Origin of the sequence: Desulfitobacterium hafniense DCB-2 (genome assembly GCF_000021925.1) — a bacterium.
GTDB lineage: Bacteria > Bacillota > Desulfitobacteriia > Desulfitobacteriales > Desulfitobacteriaceae > Desulfitobacterium > Desulfitobacterium hafniense.
In genome coordinates this window covers 702,956-722,598 of record NC_011830.1, presented here as the reverse complement: position 1 = coordinate 722,598, position 19,643 = coordinate 702,956, and the positions used below count along the sequence as shown (strand labels likewise).

Genomic DNA, 19,643 nt, shown 5'->3' with positions numbered 1-19,643 from the left:
AAACTAATAATTACAACATATACCATTTAGTTTATTATGTATGTTGTAATAGTTTCACACCTTGAACCAGAGCCAAGCAACACACTTTTCCATTGGTAAACCGTTGTCCCCGTGCATTGAACCTTTCACCACTTGCCGAAATGAATGCCTGTTTTCTGGCTCTTGTCAATCCGACATAGAACACACATAAATCATCTAGGAGAGGGTTCAACATCTGGTCTGGTATGGATTGCGGCAATCGGCAAGCAGTAGAATTGCCACTCGCTCTTAGGCTTGGGCAATCACGGCACAGGAACGTAAATACCCACTGCTCTACATCGCACAGGACAACATAGTCCCACTCAAGTCCCTTTGCACCGTGGACGGTGGAGAGAATGACTTGAGAATCCACATACTCCATAGCCTGTTTCAACTGCCGATTCTCGAAAATGTCCAGCAGCAGATTATACTTATCATCTGCTAAAAGATCGGAGTAATCAATGGATACCTTCTCGACAAGCGCATCAAGTAGCCGAAGTAACGAATCAACGGTTTTCCCTGTTGCTGATGCATAAGCCGTTTTCACGCGATCAGAAAAAGCTGTTAGAGCTTTCTTATTGATGTTCTTTGACTTCCCGAACCTCTTTATGAACATTTCTTGGCACTTGTTGTGAAAATCAACGTAGTCGGCATCTTCATCAGTAAACATACCATAGAAGTACGGCACTTTTTTATCAGCAAGTTCAGTCTCTACGATTTCGGCGTTTCTACCACGACCTCTGAAAAGGATAGTGATTTTATCCGTCCCATCGCCCATCAGACCCTGTACTTTTGCCACCACCTGTCGTGCCTCTTCTTGCTGGGTACTCCCCCAGAATGCGGGCACCCTCGCCACATCATCATCTTGAATGTTCGGTTCAAAACAAGTCGCTGCATTTGCTCTGATATTTCTGTCCAATTTAAGCATTTCAGAGTTATTACGGAATCGGTAGTTTTTCGAGAGAGCTACTTTGGTCATCCCGTACTTGTCCGCTACTGTGGTCATTATGTCCGGCAAAGCGCCTATGAAGCCGTAAATCCTCTGAAGTGGGTCGCCAAGGAAAATCAACTGGGTACGCTCTGATATTATCGCTTCAAGCAAATTCCACGCAATGCAGTTGGTATCCTGAAACTCGTCTACAACGATAAGCGGATAGTAGCTCTGGTAGAACTTCTTCACTTCAGCAAAGCGGTCAAACATCTCCAAGACGAATAAAATAACCGCGTTATGGGTAATGTACCCCAACGGCAGCAACTTCTTGATGACTATCTCGTTGTAACCCTGGATTGTCTGGGAATCGGGAACGTGAGCCTCTTTGACTGCTATTTCCACGGATTTGAGTTCTTCGTATTCATCTGCTGACAGAGCCGTTTTCAGAGTCGCCTGCCTTTCTATTTCACTATCGCTAACGGTTCTGAATAGATTGACATCCTTCCGCAGTGCATCTGCGATAAGAAAGCCGTATTTTTTAATAACGCCTTTACAGAATCCGTGGTAGTTTGTGACGGTTACCTTCTCGCTAATTGCGATAGGGCTGTTTTGTGTGCCAAGAAGCGCGGGGAGTTTCTCGGCGACTTCCCGTTTGACCTTAAGTGCGGCGTTTACGCTGAACGTTAAGCCGAGAATACGCTTCGGGTTAGGGATGCCGCCCGAAGCAAACAGATAGGCAATGCGACTAATCATTGTGGTCGTTTTTCCGTACCCAGCGGGTGCCTCGACAATCAGACGATGGCTGCCAGAAAAGATGACCTCAAGCTGTTTTTCGTCGCCTTCGTGCTGGGACGAGATTTTTCCTTTTATTTCTGCAAGATTGGCATCAGACATGCGAAGCCACCTCCTGCGCTTTTTTTATCGCATCGCTGTAACAAGCTGGTATAAGTTCGACAGGAAGAGACTCACCGACAATGCGTCCAAGGAGAACCCCTTTCTTAGCCATAAACCAAGCCGAATACATACGACAAAAATCCTCTTCATCATTGTCGTCCACATCAGCAAGGCTTCTGGGCGTATAACCACTTGCATCTTTGACCTTTTTTGTATGGCCACAATTCTCACATGTTTTTTGCGAATATAGCTCTATGCCCATTTTCTTAAAATGCTTGCTTACAAAGTCGAAATCGAGAGGAACTGTAGCGTATTGCGAGTCTAATTCCTTTGCAATTTGCTTAACAATATCTTGTTTGTTTTGCGAATATAGACTTTTTACGATTTCGATTTCGTAGCAGGATTCGTTGGTGAAGAATTCATCAGCGGCAGCGGTATGCCCCTCCCTAACATCTCCGTCGTAGATGGCTATACTCGGAATGGCAAACAGTGTAAGCAATTGACGAAGCGGCTTAATGGACTTTTCACCCTTTGCGTTTATCACGCAAATTCCACAATCATCCAACGCCACGCCTATCTTGTCAGCAAAGGCGTGAATGCAACCGTATTCCGTTTCGCCTTCAATGAGCACGGCGCATTTAGAATAGAACGCTTCCTTTATCTCAGGAAAGTGCATAATAAGATGTTTCTCGTTTTCGCTTTTAATTCGCCCCTCGTTATTCGCTCCTTCGATTGGACGCAAGGCATAGCCACTAATGACCGCAGTTCTGTCTCCGTTTTTATGAAAACGGATAAGGTTGCGGTAATCTCCAACCAATGCGTCCGTTGAGTGCGTAACAATAACAAGCTGTCCATCAAGGCCATCTACACCGAAACAACTTTTTAACAATTCTACAAACTTGACGTCCTCATTGCAGAGAATCTTCTTATAGTAGCCAATGAGTGACCTCTGCAGATATGGGTGCAGATGAACTTCCGGCTCATCAATGGACAGAACAAGCGGCAATAGTTTTCTTCCATCGTCGTCTGTATAAAGCTGTTCCCCGAATGGGGATGACTTGCTTTTATACAACTCCATAATCTGGCATAGGATATTTATCGAAGCCATCGCCATATACTGGACACCGCTTCCAGTTGTATCGATTTTTCTGTAGCCGTCAGACAAATAGAACAGGCTCGTCAGCATTTCTGTTGGATTTGGGGCTATCGTAGCCTTAATGGAATAATCATGAAAACTACGGATTTTACCCAAATGTTCGTTGATAAACTTCATTAAACCGCCAATTTGTTCATCGTTAAGAAATGCAGGCTCGCCATCGGCAATGAATCTCTCAATAATACCATTGATAAGAAGCCCCGCGCCCTTTTGTGAATCAAGCCTCAACTCCCGACTCGGCACAGCTGTGGTCTCGTATTTTAAGAAGTTGATTTTCCTGAGAAGCCTCGCCTGAATGCTTTCATTTGAGTCAACGCTGACAATTGTCGGATAGGCTTCTTTAATAGTCTGACGGTAACGAATCTTCAACAAAGAGGCATCTTCCGGCGAAAAGTTATCGCCGAAAAAGCCCTGCTCGTTTTGGAGTAGCTTAATATCCAGTTCAACCTCGATGGCTTTATCGGGGTCCGCGAAATCCTTCTCGTCAAAACCTTTGCCGGCGCAAACAGTGCCAATGAGCGACAAGAAGTTGCTCTTCCCCAGATTGTTCTCCCCGATGATGTAATTGCAATCCGGGTGGAAAATGACAGTTATTCCGTCAATATTTCGGTAGTTAGAAACCTTAACACAGAAAATCCTCATAAAACCTCCTGCGGAGTGTTTTCGTTCTACTCTTCAAACCCCGAATCCCGCACTCGCAATGTCCGGCAGTTTTCGGAGATTGTTCTCACTGTCTGCTGAGTGAAGCTGTCTGCGGTTTCAGCTTCTACTTCAAGGGATACCCTGACCCTTGCGCCGTCAACAGAAGTCAGGTGCTGGATTATCTCCTCGACGTACTTCTGCACATCGCGGTTAATCCGCGTGGTGTCAAGGTCGGCAGACATAAAGAACCGTTTATTTTTCGGTGCGGCAGGGGTCTGGTCTTCGTAAACTTCGTGAGAGCCAGCGGGAACTCCACCGCCCACTGGGTAAGTCGTGGTCGTTGAAGTGCCGCCGTCCACGCTTATGGGAATGCTCGCACCGCCACCCAACTGTGCTGCACGAGCCGCCGCCTCCGCTTGCCGTTTTGCTTCTTCATCGGCTAACTGTTTCTGGGCGACGCTGACTTTCACCAAATAACCGGAACGCTCTATCATACCGACATATTGGTTGAACTTCAAATCTATGTAACGTGTGCCATCGAAGCCGGAAGCAAAGGCAAAATACTCAGGCGAGTTCAAGCCGGTCTGGATTGCCCTATCGAGAACGGTGTCATTCGCCAAACGCGGCAGATAGCAATAGGTACAGAGGTACTCCCACAACTTTTTGATGGGGATGTTATCGGCGTCCTTCCATAGCACATTATCAAGTTCCATAAGGAGCAGAGCCGGTGCCCACTGTGTGATGATTGCCTCGTTTTGGAGCATCTTCTTGGCGGCTTTGGTGATGATGCCTTCATTGCCGCCGCTGATGCGGATGGTGTCCCAGACAATGGTCTTCATGTCGGCGTTCTTGTCGATGTACGGCACAAGCAGCCAGCAGTAGGCTTCCTTGATACGCGCATCCACGGTTTCATTGCTGCGGCGCAGGTTGTTGTCCGTTTCACGGTTCTGCGCTGCGTCGAGGTTCAAGTCTTCGCTGTCATCCTTGATGGACTTCCAGGCAATATAAAGCCGAACCGCCTGTTTCAGTGACGACATCAGGTCTTGGTCAGGAGCGATGAAGGCGAGCATATTCCGATAGATGCGCGGCGTATTGCCACGGTTGTTCAGAATATCCGTGACCGCCGTCATTGCTGTGTTGTTCGGGTTCGCCGCCTTGTATTCGTCCACGGGACGCAAGATAACAAGCCGCGTGGTCTGGTCGTCCGGCACGTCAAGCGATGACGACTGGTAAATATGAATGCCCCCGAACGGCTGCTCTTTGCGAAGAGAACGAAGCCTTGTCTCAATTTCATATTCCACATCGGAAGCAGCCACCTGTGTGGCACGATCTTCCACGGTCTTGCGGAGCGTCGGTCGCGTATCATACCAGAAACGGTCGCCGGAGGGGTTCGTATAAAGGTAGGCCAGGGCTGATGTCAGTGTGTTCAGTGCATCGTTGAAGTCAGCGATGTTTTCGCCGGGCTGAATGACGCCGAGCCGAATGCGAGAAGCCTCGATGCCACGCACATTCTGATTACGGGATGTGGGTGCACTGCCCAGCATAACCGTCCTGGCCACACGGCGGGAAGCTAGCTTTCTGCCGTACCGCTGATTGGACTGGTCTTTTAAATAAGGGATGGAATTCTTGCCGTCCACTTCGCGGTCGACCAGGGCGTTCCAGCCTTCGGACAGATGACGTGTCAGCTCGTCGCGGACGTTCGGCACGTCAAGGGGGATAGAGCCGGGCATAATCATTAGGCTTGCGTCATTGCCCATCCAAAGTTCATGGATGACCGCCGCCATCAGGCGCAGAACACCGCGCGTCCTCTGGAAACGCTCTAAAGTCGCCCAGTCCTCATAGAGCCTGTCGAATACTTCCGGGTGGATGGGATAGCAGGAAATCATGCGTTCCCTGTATTCTACTTCTCGGGATTCAAGGGGAAAATCGCTGGTGTTTTCGCTGTACATTTGGCTGAACTTAGCACAGACGGCATCACGTCCGTCCGGGTTCTTGCAGTCAAGGAACAGCCTGCGGCGCACGACTTCAAAGCCCTCGTTCGCTGCGACGGGTTTCCAGATGGACTCCATGCGCCCAAAGGTATGCTCGATGGTTTCGAGAGCAATCTTGCCCGCCTCACCGCCAATTTCAATATCCGATTCAGGAATAGACGCCACCACAAGGCTGTTCTTGCTCGCCCGTGCTGCTTCGGTCACTTCCTGAATGAAGGAGATAAAGTTATCAAATGTACCTGCAGGCAGACCGTTTGCGCCGTATATCTTCTTGGCGTAGGCAACCAACTCGTCCATGAGGATAAGGCAAGGAGCAGCAGCGTCGAATAGGTTCTTCAGCGCTTCCGAACCGGGGGAAACGCCTTTTTTGTCCGCTTCTTTCACGTAGTCGTACAGCTTTGCGTTACCGGATGATTCGGCAAGCTGCGCCCCCATCTCGCCCCAAAGGGTGTTGATGGTGATGCCGGGCATATTATTCGGGCGTTTGCTCTTGGTCGGGTCGAGAGCCGTACCGACCAGAACCGCCACATTCGCTTTCGGAAGGGACGATACGCCTGCCCGCTGCAGAACAGACTTCACGTTCGGGATCTTGTCCACGGAGACCCTGCCGCGCATCATATGGTAGAGCGCAAGCATACTGTGGGTTTTGCCGCCACCAAACGCGGTCTTAAGCTGAATGACCGGTTCGCCGTCCTTGCCGCAGACCCGGCGGAGTGCCTGCTCCAACAGCCCTGTCATGCCTTCGGTAACATAAGTACGAGCAAAGAATTCCACGGGGTCGCGGTATTCAAACGCGCCCTCGCCGCGGGCGACCTGTGCGAGATCGGCGGCAAATTCGGCATTCTTGTAACGCCCCTGTGCAACGTCGGGGTGCGGCTCGATAATGTCGCGCCAGCTGGGAAGCCCGCTGATCGGCGTGGTGTTCAGTATGCCCGCATTCTTTTGTTTGCCGGGGGCGGGAGCGGCTAATACTTCCGTTACGGTTGTCGAACCATCCGCCGAACCGTAGCGGGAAGTGCGGAGCAAACCGCGAATTTCCTCGGCACTTTCGGGATCAATCTGGTCAGCAAGGCGGGACATCGTGTCAAGGGCGCGCCAAGTATCATCGGAGGAGAAGTCCTCGCCACCGAGATGCGCCAGCTTGTTCCTTACACCGACCAGTTCTTTTGCCCAAGTGCGGTGGTCAATGGACAGTTTCTTGCGGAGCACTCTCTGCCAATGCAAATCGAACAGCAGGAGGCAACGGGCGATGTCGAGGGAGTCGACCAGCTTCGCCCAGTCGCCTGAATACGGGAGATCGCGCTTCTGATCGTCGTAGAGCGTGTCCAGCACGGCGACATTCCACCAATCTTTGCCGAACTCATTACTCAATTCGCGGGCGATATAGGGCGCGAATGCCCCAAGTAGAATGCGAAAGCCCTGCGAAACCTGCACATGATTGTTTTCCATTACCTCATCCTCCCGCTGTTAATCGTTCTAATTATCGAACAAAATCATTTGATTTACAGTGTATCTTGCCGCCTGCATGTCCGCAGCCTTGGATTGGACTTCCGGCCACGCGATGACGAGCGAGTTGTAGGCATACGCTTCAGCCGCCCAGCCTTTGCGCTCCGCTATCTGGAATAAGCGGTACGCCAGAGCCTTGGCGTGTTCCGGATCGGATGTGAAGATATCTGCTACTATCTTCGACGCGCCGACCACGCCGTCCTTCTCCATCGCGTGGGTAAGCTGCTGGGTGAGAAGCCAGATGATGGAGTCGCGACTTTCAATCTTCTCCGGTATTTCTTCGCGTGTATGCAGCCTCACTACGCCTTTTTGCGCGTACAGCACCCCGCGTCCGGCGAGTTTCTCCACCGATGTGTTCTTGGCCCGCGCCAGCACGTCCGCTTCGCCGAACTTAACATCGTTGAAGGCATACTGTGTATATAGGTCAACACAGAAACGGCTGTCCCGGTCAAGTTCGCCGTCCTGCTCCGTAAAATAAAGGTCGAGTTCCTGATTGATGATTTGCAGAGCCGATCTGACGCTCATCGGCGTGCCGTCTGCTTCCAGCACTTTGGAGAAACGAGAGTACACGCCCATGCCGGGACCGATGGCGCTCTGTGCCAAGTCCACCGGTGCGATATTGCTCGCCTGCAGCTTCTGCAAGGCTGGTTTCAACTCACGCTTCAATGTGTTGATAAAGTCGCGGCGGGTGCAAATTGGTGCGCCTGCGGGGCGTTTGCGGCAGACAAGGACGATAGAGGAAGCAAGTGCGTTGGTACCAGATGCGATTGTTCTGACTTCACGTTCTGTCCTCATTGGCCAAGTTCCGGTTATTGAAAAGCCTGCTTTGATAATCGCTGATAGCATTGTTTCCCAACCAGTAGAAGCTGTCGCATCATTACCATCATTATCGTTTTGCTTGAAAGCATAATAAACTGTTACCGGTACAGACTCGCTGACATACGAATTTATACGTCTAAATGCGTCCAACATCCCGTTTTCAAAAAAATTACGAGCCTTATCCGTGCTTCCATCAAAACGATATTGAGTGGCAATGAGTTCTTCAGTTTTAGGAACGAGCATAGTCCTAAATAAGTCAGGAGTTATATCTCGTAGTGCTTTGCGCAGCCAAACATAAAAGAAATCAGATAAATTCGCATAACTAATATTGTCATAGTATGGAGGGTCTGTGGATACCATTACGTTTTTTAACCCGTTGTCGCTTTGTGCATCAAACTGTCGTACAGTACCTGTTTTACCACAGGGCAGAATCCTAACACAATTCACAATCCAATTTAGCATATTAGAGAAGCAACCTGTTGAATCCGAGAATAAGTTAGCTTCCACAAAATCCCACGCCATCGGAATCGCTTGGCGAGCAAAGGTATTTCTAATTGCGCCTATCGTGTTTATCCAAGTTGAAACAGAAGATGAAACATCAGCTTCTCTATCAACAGCAAATGCTAAATAAACACACAGAGCTTCTGCGTACTCTTGAGAACTGCCTTGTTGAATAACTTCTTCCCGTACACTGGAAATAAGGTCGCTGAATGTGGTCAGCGCTGTTAATTGACGATTTGTAAAGAGTTTGTCAAATGTATCCAGACCATACGCCGGACACCATATGTTACGTGGGTCATATGGCAATTCTTGTGAGGGATATTCATCTGGCTTTTCTACATTGGCTATAGTGATATGTTCTTCATTTGGCGAAAGATAAAGTCGTCCGTTGTTGCTTTCAGCAACAATTGCCATAAGAGTAGCACCCATTCGTCCAGCTTTTGCTTCATCCTTGATATATTCTGGCGTTGTGGATTCTCCGCATCTGATACACTTAAACTTTGCCCCGCGTGCCGTTTTTGGCGGTTCTGGCGCACCTTTCCCATACTTCACTTCATAGCGTATCGTCTTGCCCTCAATAATGGGCTGTACATACGCCTCTTTGCCTTTCTTCTTCGACAGCTCAAAACTGCTCGCCAACGGCATTTCGCACCCACAAGCGGGGTTTAGGCATTTGACCGTCCGCGCCCAAATCCACGCAATGACAGTATGCTCATCTCCGTGTTCGTCCTTAATTTTCGGGTACAGATGACCGATGCGCTCGAAAGCTTTCTTCTTCATCCACTCACCATAATAGCGCACATCTTCGGCCAGCCCGCTGGTGCCCAGCCAGGCTGTTGTATCTTTCATCTTGCTGACATGAGCGTCAGGGTTCACCGGCGGCTGCCCAGCAAACTTCGGCGGAATCTCAATCATCGCCTTGTTGATCATCACAGCGACGGGATTTAGGTCACTGGCGTGGGCTTCCAGTCCAAGCCGCTGTGCTTCCAGCGGTATCGCGCCGCCACCCGCAAACGGGTCAAGGAGCGCGGGCGGATTACCATCTGTGGACTTCATAATCTCAGCTTTTGCCTCATCCAGCACGTCCTGATTGTTGGTGTTCTCCCACTTCACCAGTTTTTCGAGTATAACAAAAAGGCGCTGACGTTCCTTAGTTTGCTCATCCTCGGTGGGGAATTCCTCGGGGTGCGAAGATGGGTCGTCCACCAGGGAAGCCCAAATGACCGCCCGAGCCGCCGCCAGCGGACGCCGCGCCCACCACAAGTGCAGAGTGGATGGGTGCCCGTGGCGGATGGATTTTTCGCGGGCGCTTTCCTTATTGATGGCTTCCAGTGGAAGCGCGACTTCTATGAGTTTCTTCTTATATTCCATCTTTACCCTCGCTGTAATGTAATTTCTGCGCCGTTTACCAGTTTCGCAATGCTATAATTGACGCTGGTCGCGGCAAAGTCCGGACGTTCGTGAAACGGCTTTTTCAGGTATACAGTCTTGGTATTTGCACCGTCTACTTCGACAATCGCCAAGATGTATTCATCCGGCTTGTTGAACGCCGTGAGGATTTCGTTCTTGCTGACGGTCACGGTGTCCGCACCGCTCGCCCTACCTTTGACTTCGATGAAGCGGAGCGTGTGGCCGTCCGCGCCGCGTTTATCCTGCGGTATCTGGGACTCCACGTCATAGCCGCATTTCGACGCACTCACGTCGCGCGGAATGAAACCGAGGGACGTTTCGATGTACATCACGGCTTTCATGGCAGCCAGTTCAATCGTTCGCCTTGCCAACGCGTCGGCAGTGAATGTATCAGGTTTGCCCGTCAGTTTGTTCAGCAGACCACGCGGGATAACGAGTGCGCCACCGACCACCACAGGCGGCATAGCGGAGATGAGTTTCTCCGCCTCCAGTTCGGCAAGACGCTTCTGCATCCGGGCTTCCAGTTCCTCGGCTCGCCGGGCTGCCACCTGGGAGTTCTGCTTCGCGTTGACCTTACCCGCCTGCTCCTTCATCTTCAGGTCGGCGGAGCGGAAGTCCCAGTATTGAATCTCGGCGGTCAGGCGTTCCTTGACCGCTTTCGCTGTTTTGTCTATAAGTTTTATCTTGCGCTCCCGCACTTCGGAAACGTGGGCAGGAATAATTTCCGAGATGGCGTAGCCCACCGCTATGTCTTCCACGTTGGATTGAAGCCACTGCTGAGTTGATAGGAAAGAGCGAATGGCAGCTTGCTCGTCATCCTTGGCGGCGCGATAGTCCAGATACGGCGCGTACCCAGCATTCGAAGCCATGCCGTCTTCCCGTATCTCCACAAAGTGAATATGCTTGGAGATGATGCGCTTGCCCCCGCTGGGCAGGATAACGCCGTCCTGTACGGAGTCTTCCACATAGAAGAGGAGCCTTGCTTCCGTACCGAAGTCGGTATCGTCAATAAAGACTGCACCGCGTTTCAGCACGTCCATGTTGCGCTCGCGCACAAGGTCAATGGTCGCTTCCAACAGGGGGTGACCCGGCGCAATCAGCGCGGCGGGGACTTGGCCTTGGATATTCGTGTATGGCTTATCGAAGCAGACGCGCTCATAGCGTTGCAATACCGGCTCGCCACATCCTATCTGCATATCGCGGTTGCGGACGGCGAATGGCACGGAGGTTATTTCGTAGCGTCCCTTTTCACGTGGGCGGATCTTGCCTCCGACGCTGGTAAACGCTTCTATAAAGAACGACTCGATAAAGTGCGGCTGCAGCTTGTGGGCTTCCATCCGCTCCATGTCCTCACGGATTGCCATCACCTGACGCACGTCCATAGTGTCCTCGGTCAGGGCGTGTTCGTCAAGCAGCCGTTCCAGTTCCGCGTGGTCAAGAGAATGGTCTACAACTTCATAGAGCCTCGCTCTTACAGCGGGGTCGTTGCCATAGCGAACAGCTTCGAGTATCAGGTCTTTTAGCGATTTGTTGTCAAAAGACACTTTGCCGAGAACATCAAATACCTTGCCCTTGAGAGCCTCCCGTTCTTGTTCCAGCTTCTCAAAGAGCCTCTGGAACACCATGCCCTCGCGGGTTTCCTTGGATACGAGATTCCACAAGTGACAAACTTCCGTCTGACCGATGCGGTGAATGCGCCCGAAACGCTGTTCAAGCCGGTTTGGATTCCAGGGCAGGTCATAGTTCACCATCAAGTGCGCCCGCTGGAGGTTGATCCCTTCGCCGGCAGCGTCGGTGGCGATGAGGATTCGGACTTCCTTATCCTGCTTGAACAGTTCCTCGACCTTGCGCCGTTCATCGCGGAGCAGACCGCCGTGGATGGTGACTACCGCTTCCTCGTTTCCGAGCAAGGAGCGGATTTTATCCGTCAAATAGCGGAGGGTGTCGCGGTGTTCGGTGAAGATAATCAGCTTCTCGCGGAGGCCGTCTGTTCCGAACATAGTGTCGTTGTCCTGCAACAGGCGGGAGAGTTCGTCCCACTTGCGGTCTTCGCCGCTTTGCCGTACGTCGTTAGCCATGCGCTCCAGTTTCTTCAGCGTGGCGATTTCCGCCTCCAATTCCTGAATCGTCTGTGCGGCAGTCGCCTGGTCAACGACCTTCTCTTCAGTATCTTCCAGTTCCGCCGACGGCAAATCGTCATCGTCGTAGTCATCATAAGTGGGAACGGAGTATTCTGACGCCCGCTTGCCGAGCCTTTCCTCGGCGAGACGGCTTTCCAGCCGTTCGCGGCGGCGTTTTAGCGACTGGTAGATAGCTTCCGGCGAGGATGCCAGCCTGCGCTGCAATATGGTCAAGGCAAACCCGACTGTGGTCTTGCGCTCGTTGTTCAGTTGGTCTGCGCGGTTGAACTCTTCCTGCACATATTCAGTCACCGCTCCGTACAGCTTTGCCTCAAGGAGCGAAAGGTCGTAGTTGACCGTGTAGGCGATGCGTTCCGGGAACAGGGGCAGCCCGTCGAATTTTAAGAGTTCCTCTTTGACAAGCCGTCGCATTACGTCCGACACGTCCACGGCTTGGTTGCCGCTTCGGGCCACGCCCTCAAACCGGTCTTGGTCGATCAGCGACATGAAGAGCTGGAAGTCTTCCTCTTTACCATTATGGGGCGTAGCCGTCAAAAGTAGGAAGTGCCTCGTAATGGACGACAATAGTCTCCCAAGCTGAAACCGCTTTGTGTACTTGATTTCGCCGCCCCACACAGTAGCGGACATCTTATGCGCTTCGTCCACGACGATCAAATCCCAGTCGGTTACTCTCAGCTTCTCCTGAATTTCCTCATTGCGGGACAGCTTATCTAAGCGGACGATGCACAGATTCGCTTCCGTAAACACATTACCGGTTACGGCGGATTCTATTCGGTCATTCGACAGAATCTCGAACCGCAGGCTAAACTTACGGTAGAGTTCGTCCTGCCATTGCTCTGCCAAGTTGCCGGGCGAGACGATCATGCAGCGTTTCAAGTCGCCGCGCATGAGCAGTTCCTTGAGGAACAGCCCCGTCATAATCGTTTTGCCCGCGCCAGGGTCATCTGCAAGGATATAGCGGAGTGGCAGGCGCGAGAGCATCTCCTGATAGACCGCTGAAATCTGGTGTGGCAGTGGTTCAATCGCCGAGGTATGCACGGCGAGGTAGGGGTCAAATATGTGGGCGAGGTTGATGCGGTAGGCTTCCGACGTAAGGCGCAGCAGATTGGCATCTGCATCAAAGCTCCACAGCAGGCCATTATGTGCGATATTCAGACGTTCCTCATCTTCTCGATATAAAAGCTGACTAGCAAGCTGTCCTTTAACATCTTTAAATGTAATCTCTAAGACAGCATTGCCGTACCATTTCACGGCAACAACACTCACAGATTGGTTCCCAGCAATGCCAATCACACTGCTGCCAACAGTGATATCCTCAAGGCGTGCCAATGACATTCCTCCATTTCCACAATTTATCTGGGTTGTCAATTTTGGTGGTCGTATGTTTTTTGCTTGCGCTTTACTCAGAAACTTTTCCGGCCAACGGATCCGGCACAACTTCCATAATATCAGCGATATCGCAGTTAAGGGCTTTACATATTTTCAGTAATACATCGGTTGTGATATTTTCGCCTTTACCTAATTTCGCGATAGATGTCGTGCTGATGCCCGATAACTGTTTCAATTCTTGCTTGTTCATACCCTTATCGATTAATAGTTTCCATAGCTTGTTATAGCTGATAGCCATTATATCATCTCACCTCGATAGTCAGAGAATTATACATATCATTAGTCATATATTAGCAATTATTTGCGAGAAATTCAAAGAAATATGCGTATTCTCAGAAATATTCTCTTCAAATTATATAGTGATCATGTTTTCCCTAATCATAATTGGTAGGATAAGAAGTAAGGCGAGTGGAAACCTGTACTGTTAATCTATAAATGCCAAAGATTGAATTCAATCACTGGTACGACAACTATGGTAAAAGGTAGCAACAGTCTAATAGTCAACGCCTTTGGGTATTTCCTAAGTTTTTACGCTCACAAATGTATAAACCCTATCTAGTTCGCAGGTAAAAGCTCCCCTAAGCCACTTCATATTCCTTAAAAAAATCTAAAGCTTTTGAGCCAACATAACAGGTTAAACCTTTATTTGCTGAAAAGCCAATTATCACACCCACCCCGAACGGGATAGCTTTTTCAGCTGCTTTTCGTGTAAAAGTTATCCCAACCTTTTTAAATATTTCTTTTACAGCCTGAAGAGTAGCACCTTTCAAATATTCTTGAGTCATTTTTATAAAAGCTTTTGAACCGATAGCCTTACCACCCTCTTTAGCCGCCTCATTTATCACTCCCATTCCTGCTATGATAAAGCAAAGACGTTTTTCCTCCTCGATTGTTATGTCATGTCCATATACTACAGCTATCGCCATTGTCATTTCTATTTGCCATTTCATGGTTAAAGCAACGTCAGCAGAAGCGCCACCTAATGTCGCAATAACTGTACCGAGCCCCGGAATTACTCCTGTTAATGCAGTGGCTCCACCAGCAAAGGCGGTGAAATAAGAGTAATTTGAAATTATATGATCAGCAATAATTTTTTGGATTTCACCTTTTGTTTTTTTACCTTCGTATTTACCATAATACTTATCTTCCATTACCCTTACTTCTTTTACAATATCCTCTGGCTTCGCCAGAATTATTTCGATAGCCTTGAGTAATGTAGGTTTATCATCTTGATATTGATTATTTTCCAAATCCGCCACTCCCTATTTTAGCAATACATACTCATTTAGCCCATAAAACAAATTGTCCTTCCTAATTTATCCTCTAGTAGTCTGGTTCTTTAATCAACCAGATAATTCCCGCATTTGGATATGCAAATTTTGCACATTGCTAATGGCTATTCGTGAATTTGCACATCGACGGCGTTATCTTCGCTTCTAACTTCATAACGTTTTTCTGGTCTTCTATAGACATTAACCAACTGATGACTTGTTGAAAAAGAATTATCTTCAAGATAACTTTCACTGCCAAGAATTGATTCTTCTATTGAATGAGCATGCTGCTCAGTCCAACCGAGCTGTTCCTTGCATAGGGCTTCAATTCTCTTAATTAAGGTGAGATCTCTCACATTTTCGGTATCGTCATCGGGCATAATTATAAACAAATAATCCCGTGCGCGGCTAATAGAAACATTTATAATATTAAGTTTGTTAAGAAACATTTCCCTTGAAGCTAAGATGGACGGCGGCGGGTTGAACAGAGCAATAATGACGTCGCATTCATCACCTTGGAATCCGTGAATAGTCCCTACTTGGACATCAATATTCTTCGGCAATGTAACAGAAGCCATCAACTTATCAACCAAATCAGACTGTGCTCTATAAGGTGCAATTAGTCCTATACGGCATAATTCATCCCCGCTTGCCAATGCGCCAAGAGATGATAAGTATTTTATAAATTCAAAAGCAAATAATGCCGAATAAACCTGATAGTTACTTCTACCTTGCAAGCGCTTCGGTCGGTAGATACTCTCATACTTGCTGACAGGAAACTTGATGATATTCAATGGTTTTATATCAAGTATGTCGTCAGCAAGTAACACGCGTTCGCTTCCCGATGCACGGTTGTGCTGTAATACGCCCCCATAAGCAAAATGGCTGAACACTTCGCCAATTTCAGGAATGCTTCTGAATTGAGTTGTCAAGAGTTTGACAAGGTATTGATGAGGAACCGTGGATGGTTTAGTAAATGAATTGAGTTGTACCATAGTGTAGATATTTTCATTCTTCCAGATATCCACGGTAGTAATCGGCTCTATCTGGAATGGGTCGCCGGCAATGATGAACTTTTCCGGGGTCTTCTTGTAAAGGGGATAAATAATGTTGACCAACGGAATCATAGATGCTTCGTCAATGATGATATAATCCCATTTGAGCGCGTTCAAATGAAGCCGCGTATTCTCATCAGGCAGGAAGTAATCATATGGAAAACGTGCAATAGTCGTAACCGTAACATTCCTTGAGAACGTACGTATATCAAAAGTCTTATCGCGAAAAATGCCGCTTTGCTCAATAATGGTGTCGTTAGTTGCACCAAAACGGACAAGCCAATCATTGTAACTGTGGTCCACTCCCATAACTTCCATTAGGCGGCGTACAAGTACATCCGCCGACTTATTTGTGGGCGTCAGAACGAGAACTTTTAAAGCGTTAGCTTTCTGCATTATAGGAAGTATGATTTCTCTCGCTAGGTACGTTGTTTTACCGGTTCCTGGAGGACCAAAAACGAACTCAATATTCTCACAAAGATTTGTTTGCATATTGAAGTCTTCATCAAAATCAAGGCGATTAAACTGTTTCCGAAGTTCTTCCCAGAGAAAAACAGGATTTTTAGCCACGATTTTTGCTTCCGTGACCAACGATAAATCCACTCCGTCAATTTGGGCTTTTGTTTTGAGTTTTGCCCGCAGGGTGTATGATTTGACGTTTACGACTTCGACCGCGACTTTTATCATGTGCAGATTGGCAAAATGCAATTCAAGCGGTATATCTGCCAGGTCTTCCATAGATTGCGGGATGTAACGGCTGGGATGCCTCAGGATCAGAGTCCTCTCTGTCCCTGGCTCGCGTTCCACTCTGGAAAATGCTATTGAAATTTCTCTGCTATTAGCGCTATTCTCTCCACTGTTCAAAGATTCTAATTCAAGTATGGCCTTGAACCATCCGAAAGAATATTTTTCAGAAACGAGTGCTCGTTGGGTCAACTCCTCTAAGCGCGCAATGCTATTGATCTCATCAACACTTCGTTGTTTAGCTTGCTCAATCTTTTTGCTAAAGTCGACCGACGGCTTTGTATAATCATCTTCATCAAAGGTTGATGTTCTTTCGCTATCGTCAGTATTGGTAGATTCTCTCGTTTTGGGGGCAGAAACGGCCCGATCAGTGATTTCTTTTGCAACTCGGGAAACGGTTGATATTGGGTGCACTGCATTCTTTCCCTGTTCGTCTTCCTCGCCGGCTGCTGCTTCGGAATGATAAGAGGAGGCTTGATGCTGTGCACGATATTGCTCTGCAAGCCGCTTTAGGTCTTCGGGCGGAATGTCAGATAAGGCATCGGCAAGCTCGATTTTAGCTCGCTGCTCATCAGTTAAGCCATCATTACCTTCTTCTTTTTCTTCAATATTAAGAAAAAGAAGAAGTTTCCTGGCTTCGTCATTTGTGAGAGAGTACTTTGCTGATAATGCTTTTAAAGTCAACTCTTTAGCAGAGACAAATCCACCTGCGTTGTTAAGCAGCCATGGTTTCGTACGCAGGCTAAAAGAGTCACTGGACTGAAAGGACTCTTTCTGAAAAGAACGAAAGAAATAGTAATGAATTCCATTAATGACATCGCCGAAGCCTCGCCATGACGAACACTCTGACTTAATGATGCCAAGCAATTGTGACCATAATAAAAGTGATAAATCTGCATCATTTGTGTCAGAAATCTCCTGTATTATCTCATTGCAACCATCAATGTAATGTTCCTCCCACTGTTCATTACCCGTTGAGCGATGCCAATTATAAGGCATTTGACGCGCTTCAATAGGGTCAAGTTCACGTCTTAGTACTCTGGGCACTGTTTCTACTCCAAGCTTTTTTAAAAAGGACTCCAGATGCCCTTCGTTGCTTGTGCCGACAAGTGTCTTATACTTGTCTAACTCTACAAACCGGGTATTCGGCTTTGCCGCGAAATATTTCATAAGACTCTCTTCCGGTAGGTAAAGGTCATTTGCCTTGCCGCGATAAATCTTTGCATCGTTAGCAGAGCGATACCGGATAAACTCGCAATCCTTAATTAACTTCATATATTCATCTACTTCTGCTTGCGGGCACTCCATATAATATTTAAAGAATTTGTGAAAATGCGGACTGGTATCGATAGCTGCTCTGTCTTGGTATAGCGGCAATATGACATTATAAATCTCGTCCCTCAGCGATGGTTCTTTAATACCAAGCTGTTCGATAAATTCCAGCGTAGCATCATTTTCTAATAACGCGGAATTAACAGTATCATACCCTTCAATCTCATCTGATGGCAGAAACAGTACGGCTTGGCCGTTTGAATCAAAGGCGGCCACTGCTTTATTGTTTTGATTAAGAAAAATCGGCTTTGATTTAATCAATTTTATTCGTCCGCTTGTTATATATTGATAAAACGAATGTAACCACTCTATAGGCTGTGCTTCGATAAAGCTGGCTGTAATGAGGCGAATAATGTCTTCATGTTCATACCAAATTTCAGTTATAGAGTCCATATATTCTGCAAGCTTTTTATTGGAACGCACTGTTTCTTGTCTGCCCAAAGAGGTGAAGACCCATTTGGCAAGCTTATTGCCAGTCAATAATGCTAACTGATCGTTGGAAAATAACTCGGCGATTTGTGGAACAGAAGCCCAATACGCATTTGGGGCTGAGGCAAATCCATCCCAACTTGGCAGCAGTTCTTCTTTGCTAAGTTTTTCTTTTATAGCAGAGTAAATTGGTTTAAATGAAATTTTGTTTTTGTCCTTAATATCATTGAACTTACTCTCATCATAGGGAACAATATCGAAAATTTCGTCATCAATAAGAATTATGCCATTCCTTCGCCCAATTTCCTTCAGTCCGACAATACTGTCAGCCGCCAGTGCCGCAAGCAGATTAATCATATCCTTGTTATGCTCTTCACCGGCTTTGATACCCTCGCGGCTATCCGTCAGGAGGAATGGAGCGTGTACTATAAAGTTCAGTCCGGTCTCTTCTTTGGTGGGGAAAAAGCAAAATGCCGAATAATTCGAACCTCGAAGCTTGCCTTCATTATTCAATAAAAAACCCACTGAATATGTAAAATCGTGTTCATCCATTCGGGTAAATAGCCATAACTTATTCTCTATGGGATTATTTTCATCGCCGTCATTTTGCGTCAATGTGATAAGACGCGCAACTGTATTGTCAAATGCTATTTCTTCATCAACCGACTTCGTATACAATCCGAATTTCTTTGAGCATTCAAACGAGATCTCCCTTAGATTAGTCAAAAAGAGAACCGGGTAAACCAATGACCGTAATTTGTCTGAAATGTTCTCATAGGCCTCCTCATGTCTCCTATCGGCATGGTCAAAGGGAAACACAAACAATGTTTCCTCTGGTCTCCTGCCGGTAAAATCATTGTAAATTTTTACTGGAACAATAAATCGTTCAATTTTAAATCGAAACTCAGGATCATATATGCTGGGTGTTTGGGTGTACTGAAAAACCGCTTTGAATCCTACTCCGAACTTTCCAATTGACGCTGCTGTTTTGTTTGAATTAGCGATTGAAGTAATAGCATTAATATCTCCTAACTTACCGTTACAAGTATCGGGACCTTCAGTCTCCGGATTGGAAATAGAAAATCTCCTTGTCCCGTTGTGAGCAAAAATAAGCTCGTTATCGCATAATTTAAACCGTGCAGAGGTTGCACCTGCATCATCCGCATTTTGAAGCAATTCATAAATGAAGTGCGCTTGGTCGGAGTATTTTTCCACAACACTGGTTTTTACGCCGCTCATATAGGGTTGTTCAAGTAAATCCGCGCCTTTAGCTCTATATTTTGACAGTGCGACAAAGTATGTTTCATCCTGTGCGTTCATTGACATTTCCTCCATAATCCCCCCAATAGGGTTAATTTCGCAAATCGCTATCCCACACCCTAACCATCCTTTTAATGAATTCAGCAGATGGTTC

The 19,643-nt window shown here is 47.7% G+C and carries 8 protein-coding genes; all 8 read right to left on the bottom strand.

The window, feature by feature from the left end; all coding sequences use genetic code 11:
• Positions 1-34 precede the first annotated feature (34 nt).
• On the bottom strand, positions 35-1,843 hold the full coding sequence (locus tag DHAF_RS03260; RefSeq protein WP_015942908.1) for a UvrD-helicase domain-containing protein: 1,809 nt from the start codon (positions 1,841-1,843) through the stop codon (positions 35-37).
• A complete protein-coding gene (locus DHAF_RS03255; protein WP_015942907.1) occupies positions 1,836-3,641 on the bottom strand; it encodes an ATP-dependent nuclease in 1,806 nt (601 codons plus the stop codon). The genes DHAF_RS03260 and DHAF_RS03255 overlap by 8 nt, the downstream gene beginning before the upstream one ends.
• Before the next feature lie 26 nt (positions 3,642-3,667).
• The gene (locus DHAF_RS03250) at positions 3,668-7,081 is read right to left on the bottom strand and encodes a DUF499 domain-containing protein (protein WP_015942906.1); all 3,414 of its coding nucleotides are present in this window, start codon (positions 7,079-7,081) and stop codon (positions 3,668-3,670) included.
• 27 nt (positions 7,082-7,108) lie between these two features.
• On the bottom strand, positions 7,109-9,829 hold the full coding sequence (locus DHAF_RS03245) for a DUF1156 domain-containing protein (protein ID WP_015942905.1): 2,721 nt from the start codon (positions 9,827-9,829) through the stop codon (positions 7,109-7,111).
• A gap of 2 nt (positions 9,830-9,831) precedes the next feature.
• The gene (locus tag DHAF_RS03240) at positions 9,832-13,344 is read right to left on the bottom strand and encodes a helicase-related protein (protein WP_242659928.1); all 3,513 of its coding nucleotides are present in this window, start codon (positions 13,342-13,344) and stop codon (positions 9,832-9,834) included.
• A gap of 64 nt (positions 13,345-13,408) precedes the next feature.
• Positions 13,409-13,636 carry a helix-turn-helix domain-containing protein gene (locus DHAF_RS03235; RefSeq protein WP_015942903.1) on the bottom strand — a complete coding sequence of 76 codons (228 nt, stop codon included), beginning with the start codon at positions 13,634-13,636 and terminating at the stop codon, positions 13,409-13,411.
• Positions 13,637-13,976: 340 nt separating this feature from the next.
• The gene (locus tag DHAF_RS03230) at positions 13,977-14,657 is read right to left on the bottom strand and encodes an EcsC family protein (protein ID WP_242659927.1); all 681 of its coding nucleotides are present in this window, start codon (positions 14,655-14,657) and stop codon (positions 13,977-13,979) included.
• 137 nt (positions 14,658-14,794) lie between these two features.
• Positions 14,795-19,549, bottom strand: coding sequence for a DEAD/DEAH box helicase (locus DHAF_RS03225; protein ID WP_015942901.1), 4,755 nt, complete (start codon positions 19,547-19,549; stop codon positions 14,795-14,797).
• Positions 19,550-19,643 lie beyond the last annotated feature (94 nt).